This window comes from Merdimmobilis hominis (genome assembly GCF_016901855.1).
Taxonomy (GTDB): Bacteria; Bacillota; Clostridia; order Oscillospirales; family Ruminococcaceae; genus Paludihabitans.
In genome coordinates this window covers 22,887-29,289 of record NZ_JACJKY010000024.1, presented here as the reverse complement: position 1 = coordinate 29,289, position 6,403 = coordinate 22,887, and the positions used below count along the sequence as shown (strand labels likewise).

General features: G+C 49.9%; 6 protein-coding genes. All 6 read right to left on the bottom strand.

Annotation, left to right across the window (positions count from 1 at the left end; genetic code table 11):
* Nucleotides 1-152 precede the first annotated feature (152 nt).
* The 6 genes from H6A12_RS11315 to H6A12_RS11290 all read right to left on the bottom strand — a co-directional run bounded on the left by H6A12_RS11315 (nt 153) and on the right by H6A12_RS11290 (nt 6,379).
* Entirely contained in the window at nt 153-1,433 is a 1,281-nt protein-coding gene (locus tag H6A12_RS11315; protein WP_204447940.1) for an aminotransferase class I/II-fold pyridoxal phosphate-dependent enzyme, read from the bottom strand.
* A 203-nt stretch (nt 1,434-1,636) separates the two neighbouring features.
* On the bottom strand, nt 1,637-2,254 hold the full coding sequence (locus H6A12_RS11310) for a sugar O-acetyltransferase (protein ID WP_204447943.1): 618 nt from the start codon (nt 2,252-2,254) through the stop codon (nt 1,637-1,639).
* Between the two features lie 20 nt (nt 2,255-2,274).
* On the bottom strand, nt 2,275-4,098 hold the full coding sequence (typA, locus tag H6A12_RS11305) for a translational GTPase TypA (protein ID WP_204447939.1): 1,824 nt from the start codon (nt 4,096-4,098) through the stop codon (nt 2,275-2,277).
* 181 nt (nt 4,099-4,279) lie between these two features.
* Entirely contained in the window at nt 4,280-4,822 is a 543-nt protein-coding gene (locus H6A12_RS11300) for a hypothetical protein (protein ID WP_204447938.1), read from the bottom strand.
* 65 nt (nt 4,823-4,887) lie between these two features.
* Complete coding sequence (locus H6A12_RS11295) at nt 4,888-5,523, bottom strand: DnaJ domain-containing protein (RefSeq protein WP_204447937.1); 636 nt, start codon at nt 5,521-5,523, stop codon at nt 4,888-4,890.
* Nucleotides 5,507-6,379, bottom strand: coding sequence for a DUF5685 family protein (locus H6A12_RS11290; protein WP_204447936.1), 873 nt, complete (start codon nt 6,377-6,379; stop codon nt 5,507-5,509). Before H6A12_RS11290 ends, H6A12_RS11295 begins: the two co-directional genes overlap by 17 nt.
* Between the last annotated feature and the right edge of the window lie 24 nt (nt 6,380-6,403).

Here is a 6,403-nt window from a genome sequence, read left to right as displayed (position 1 = left end):
TGTGATAGCATGTCTATAGGTATAGCGAGCATCGGATTGAGATACCACAATCTGAAAAGAAGTTAAATACAAAGCAGTTGGGGCACCTTCCTTACGGAGGGTGCCCCAACGCCTTGTTCTTTTTTTGTGTGTATCGTAAGGAGATATTCGGATTATGCGTTCATGAGTTTTTCGAGCGAAGCCATTTTTACACACAGACAGAACAGTGTGACTGCCTGCGACAGTTCTTCGATCGACGGGAAAGTCGGTGCAACACGGATGTTTTTGTCCTCCGGGTCTTTGCCGTACGGAAAGGTTGCACCGACAGTTGTCAGCACAACACCTGCCTGTTTGCACAATTCACCAACGCGGCTTGCACAGCCCGGCATGGTGTCGAACGAAATGAAGTAACCGCCGTTGGGACGGGTGTAAGAAGCAATTCCAAGTTCAGACAGCTCTTTATCAAATGCATCCAGTACGACGTTGAATTTCGGTTCGATCAGCGCGCGGTGTTTTTTCATATGCTCGCGGATGCCGTCTGCTGTATGGAAGTAACGTGCATGCATGAGCTGAACGACTTTGTTCGGGCCGATTGTCTGAATGGTACGTTTGCTCTTTAAATCTGCCATATTTGCTTTGCTTGCAGCAACGACTGCGATGCCTGCGCCGCTGAAGCTGATTTTCGAAGAAGATGTAAATTCATAGACAAGATCTTCGCTGCCCTGTTCTTTGCAGGCGGTGAAGATGTTTAAGAGCTGATCCGGTGTATCGGACAAATGATGGACGCAGTATGCGTTGTCCCAGAAGATACGGAAATCTTTTGCAGCCGGTTTCAATGCGGCAAAAGCGCGGACAACGTCATCCGAATAGGTGATACCGGTCGGATTCGAATATTTCGGCACACACCAGATGCCTTTGACGGAATCGTCGTTCTCGACATATTCGCGTACCAAATCCATGTCCGGGCCGTCTTCTTTCATCGGAATGTTGATCATTTCGATGCCGAACAGCTCGCAGATGGAGAAATGACGGTCGTAGCCCGGTACCGGACAGAGGAATTTGACTTTATCAAGTTTTGCCCACGGAGTGCATCCCATGATGCCGAGTGCTTCTGCCCAGTTGATGCAGTCGAACATCATGTTAAGGCTCGAGTTGCCGCCTACCATGATGTTGTCCGGTTCCACTTCAAGCAGGTCTGCAAAAATCCGTTTTACTTCCGGAATACCGTCGAGCTGACCGTAGTTGCGGATATCCACGCCGCCTTCTGCACGCATGTCATGCTGACCGTGCAGAACGTCGAGCATCGGCATTGAAAGTTCAAGCTGTTCGTTGCTCGGTTTGCCGCGGGACATATCGAGTGAAAGATGTTGGTCGCAAAATGCGCGATATTCATTGAGCAGGCGGTCATATTCCGCTTTCTGCTCTGCGTGTGTCATAGAAGCATACTGTTTCATGCAAAGACCTCCGAAGTTCATGATCTGTCTTGTATAGTGTACACCATCTTATGCGATTTTGCAAGAATGAATTCGAATTCTTGCAAAATTCATCGTTCTGTAATATAGAAAGCAAAAAACAGGCTTGTTTTTGGAGGAAAAATCAGAAAAAGATTCATTTCATCAAAAAAGCCATTACACATACGGTGTAATGGCTTTTCTACTTAAAGGAATAAGTCGATTTTTTTGTCCTTATAGTAATATGTGCGGTCGCGGTCGCTGATCTCGCGCATCACGCGGCACGGATTGCCGACAGCAACGACATTCGCCGGAATATCGCGTGTGACAACACTGCCGGCGCCGATGACACTGTTTTCACCAATCGTAACGCCCGGTACAATCACCGTACCGGCGCCGATCCAAACGTTTGCACCGATGTGCACATCTACATTATACTGTGCCGCATGACGGCGAAGTGTTGGTTCAATCGGATGATTAGCCGTTGCAACCGTCACATTCGGACCAAACATCACGTTGTCGCCGACATAGATATGTCCGTCGTCAACCAATGTCAAATTGAAATTTGCATACACATTGTTTCCGAAGTGAACATGCAGTCCGCCGAAGTTTGCATGAAACGGCGGCTCGATGTAACATCCTTCGCCGATTTCGGCAAACATTTCTTTGAGCATCTGCTCGCGTTTCGCAAGCTCGGTCGGGCGTGTTTGGTTGAAATCATATAATCTGTCGAGGCAGACAAACTGTTCGCTGGTGATTGTTTCGTCGTTCGGAAGATACAATCGGCCCTCTTCCATACGGACTCGCATTTCACTTTTATTCATCATACATTCCCCGCGGTGACTTATGCTTTCTTTTTGCTGTTTGCTTTTGCGCGCAGGTTGTTGTCGAGGATTGCTTTGCGGATACGGATATTCTCCGGTGTGATCTCCAAAAGCTCGTCCTCTGCCATGAATTCCAGGCATTCCTCAAGGCTCATGCGGCGCGGCGGAGTCAGACGCAGTGCATCGTCACTGCCGGATGCACGGGTATTGGTGAGCTGTTTTTTCTTGCAGACGTTTACTACCATGTCCTCTGTTTTCGGAGAACAGCCGATGACCATACCCTCGTACACGTCAACACCTGCATCAATAAACAGTGTGCCGCGCTCCTGTGCATTGTAAAGGCCGTATACAACAGAAACGCCGGTTTCGTAGGAGATGAGCGAACCGTTTGCACGGCGGGTGATCTCGCCTTTATACGGCTGGTAGGAATCGAAAATTGCGTTCAAAATGCCTTCACCTTTGGTGTCGGTCAAGAATTCGCTGCGATAGCCGAACAAGCCGCGGGACGGAATCAAAAATTCAATGCGCATACGGCTGCCCTGCGGGCTCATCTGCAAGAGTTCGCCTTTGCGGCTGCCGAGTTTTTCCATAACGCTGCCGACGCAGTTTTCCGGAACGTCGATCATCAGTCGCTCCATCGGCTCGCATGTTACGCCGTCGATCTCTTTCATCAGAACACGCGGCGGGTTTACAGAGAATTCATAGCCCTCACGGCGCATGTTTTCAATGAGAATGGACAGGTGCATTTCGCCACGGCCTGCGACTTTTAAGCTGTCGGCATTGTCGGTTTCGGTGACACGCAGCGAAACGTCTTTTAACAGCTCACGGAACAGACGGTCACGAATCTGGCGGGAGGTGACGAATTTACCCTCTCTGCCGGCAAACGGACTGTCGTTTACCGAGAATGTCATTTCGACGGTCGGTTCTGAAATTTTGACGAACGGCAGCGGCTCCACGCACGACGGTGCACACAGTGTATCGCCGATGGTGATGTTTTCAATGCCGGAGAAGATGATGATATCGCCGACTTTTGCGGTATCTGTCGGCACACGTTTTAAGCCCTCGATCTGATTGAGCGAAACGATGCGGCCTTTGTACGGCTGTTTCGACTCGTGGTAATCCGCAACCATGACGTCCTGGTTTTGACGGATCTCGCCGCGCTCGATGCGTCCGATACCGATTCTGCCGACATAGTCGTTATAGTCGATTGCGGAAACAAGCACCTGAAGCGGGCCGTTTTCGTCGCCCTGCGGCGGATCAAAGTGGTTGATGATTGCATCAAACAGCGGTTTTAAATCGGTTCCCATGTGATCCGGCGACAGCGAAGCGGTGCCGTCACGACCGGAGCAGAACAAAACCGGGCTTTCGAGCTGTTCTTCGGTTGCGTCGAGGTCCAAAAGAAGCTCGAGCACCTCGTCCACGACTTCGTGGCAGCGTGCGTCCGGACGGTCGATTTTGTTGACCGCGATGATGACTTTGTGACCGAGTTCGAGCGATTTCTGCAATACGAAACGGGTCTGCGGCATCGGGCCTTCTGCTGCGTCAACGAGCAGGACAACGCCGTTGACCATTTTTAAGATACGCTCCACCTCGCCGGAGAAGTCGGCGTGGCCGGGGGTGTCGATGATATTGATTTTGACGCCGTTATAGTGTGCGGCAGTGTTTTTTGCGAGAATGGTGATGCCGCGCTCACGTTCAATGGCGTTCGAGTCCATGACACGGTCTGCAACAACCTGGTTTTCGCGGAATGCACCGCCCTGTTTTAACATTTCGTCGACCAGTGTCGTTTTGCCGTGGTCAACGTGTGCGATAATTGCAATATTACGAAGGTCTTCACGAATCATTGTGAAAAAAACTCCTTTCAATGAGTCAAACAAGATGATAGAAATGTCGGCTCTTATTATACAGGCTTTTTGCGGCAAATTCCAGCGTGCACAGTGGTTTTCAGTAGTTGCGCCAAAAAAACAGGATGGAAAACGACTGAAATTGGCACGTTTTCAACAGTCGTTTTCCATCCTTGTGGAATCATAATCGAATTTTCGGGCGAATGACGGTTTGATAGATGAAAACCAATCGGGAAAGTGCGAAATCATAGATCAAAAACACGCCGTTTGCTGCGATCCAGAATACGGCAATGCCCCATGCAAAGCCCATGCTCATCTCTGACAAAAGCTCCTGCATGCCAAACAGGAAAATGAGTACAGCGTATCCTGCGGCACATGAAACATTGAACAAGAGAAATTTGAGCACCCATTCGGCGGTGCGGCTTTTTAGCTGTTCAAAGCAGCTTTTGGCAATGGGGTAGTAGCCGAGAAATACCAAAAACAACATGGCGGATTCTTTGTTCGGTGTGATGAATAAAGAGAGAAGTGCCACTGCTCCGTAGGCAATCCATGCGGTTTTTCTGCCGAATTCGAGTACCAGCACAATTAAAACAATCCCCGCCAGCGCCGGGCAGGTGTATTCCGCAAACGGAAACACACCCGATAAAAACATGCAGACAAGGCTTAATGCACAGATGATTCCGCCAAGCGCTGCGCGCATACTGATTCGGTTGTTTGCGTTCATGCAAAACGTTCCTTCCTGTCATGAAAATAAAGAGAAAACCGGGGGAGTCCCCGGCTTTTGTTTGCTTAACAGCAGCTGATCAGATCGCCGCCCATACATTCACAGCAGCAGTCTGCACAGATTAACCCTTGGCATACATCGCAGGCACTGCAGCCGCCCATCGATCGCTGCGAAGTCGGGGTTCGGTACATACCGCCGCCGAAGCCGCCCATGTTGCCCTGACGCTGCCAGCCGATGCGCGAATAAGCCGCCCGGTATTCTGCGTTGTTCGGGTCCATGCGGCATGCCGATTCAAAATGGTTCGCCGCATCCTCAAGCCAGCCGCGCGCATAGAAAATCGAACCTTTCAAGAAATACCATTCGGCATTTCGCTGATTGATCGGCGTGCCGTCCAAAAGCTCCTCTGCTTCCACCAAACGGCGGCTCTGGATTAAAGTACGGACATCCGCAAATGCAGAAGAAGCACCATACTGCCGGTTGGCATACGGATTCTGTGAACGTGCGCCGCCTGCACGCCGCTCGTCCATGATCTGATCGAAAGCAGTGTTTATTTCGCTCATTTTTTCACTTGCAAATTCTGCGAGCGGACTGTCAGCATAGTTGTCCGGGTGATATTTTTTTGCAAGCGTGCGGTAAGCGGATTTTACTTCCTCATCGGTTGCAGAAGGGGATACGCCGAGTACGTCATACGGGTTTTTCATTCAGTTTCTCCTTTTTTAAAAGAATGACTTGCAGCTGCTCTTTGAAGCCTTCGTAAATAATATTATCGAGAATCGGGATGTATCGTTTGCGGTCAAGCAGCTCATATGCCCGCGCGATTTCGCCGATTGTGAGATTGATGATTTGCTGTGCGCGAAGATACTGCGCATCTTTTGTAAGATTGCCGTCCGCTGAGGCCAAAAACGGATTGTAACCGCCTCGCTTTTCGTCTTCTTCCAAATCGTCAAGCGCGTCCATGAAATAGACATACCGGCCAACCAGATAGCCGAATCGGTTTAAAATGACTTTTTGGCGCTCGTCAGCGGAAAACGATTCGCACAGTTTCGCGAGAGCGGTCGCTGTCGGATCGGCGGCACGGTCGATGCTTTTTGTGTTTGCACGTTCGAGCTTTGCCTGTTCACGCATGGTATCGGATAAGATACGGTCAGCTTCCGGATATGCTTTTTTTGCTTTGTTTCTCGCCAGAGCGGCAAAGGGCAGAAGAAAAAGCGGTGCCGCTTTTTTGAAAAACGGTGCGTCGTGCAGATTGTCTTTTACTTTATAATAAAGCATCAGCATCGCCGCGGACGCACAGTAGCGCATTGTTTCGCTTTCCTGCACGCAGGCTTTTCGTTTGAGCGGGTTGCCGGGACAAAAGCATTTGGTAAATCCCGTGCAGTTTTCCTCCATCGATAAGCCAACCACCGCCATGAACGTGAAATCGTAGCTCAGTGTCAAACTGGCAAACGGACCGTAAGAACGGCGAAGCTGTTTGCATAACCCGCAGTACACGGATTGGAAGGTGTCAAATTCTTTGACCTTCATCTCCGGTTTGTGGGGTTTTATATATCCAAACAAATCAACACATCCTCACGGTTTATT

Coding starts and splice junctions, on each gene's coding strand:
- H6A12_RS11310 (WP_204447943.1), bottom strand. CDS start 2,254: ATGAATAAAAGTGAAATGCGAGTCCGTATGGAAGAGGGCCGATTGTAT.
- H6A12_RS11295 (WP_204447937.1), bottom strand. CDS start 5,523: ATGAAAAACCCGTATGACGTACTCGGCGTATCCCCTTCTGCAACCGAT.
- typA (WP_204447939.1), bottom strand. CDS start 4,098: ATGATTCGTGAAGACCTTCGTAATATTGCAATTATCGCACACGTTGAC.
- H6A12_RS11300 (WP_204447938.1), bottom strand. CDS start 4,822: ATGAACGCAAACAACCGAATCAGTATGCGCGCAGCGCTTGGCGGAATC.
- H6A12_RS11315 (WP_204447940.1), bottom strand. CDS start 1,433: ATGAAACAGTATGCTTCTATGACACACGCAGAGCAGAAAGCGGAATAT.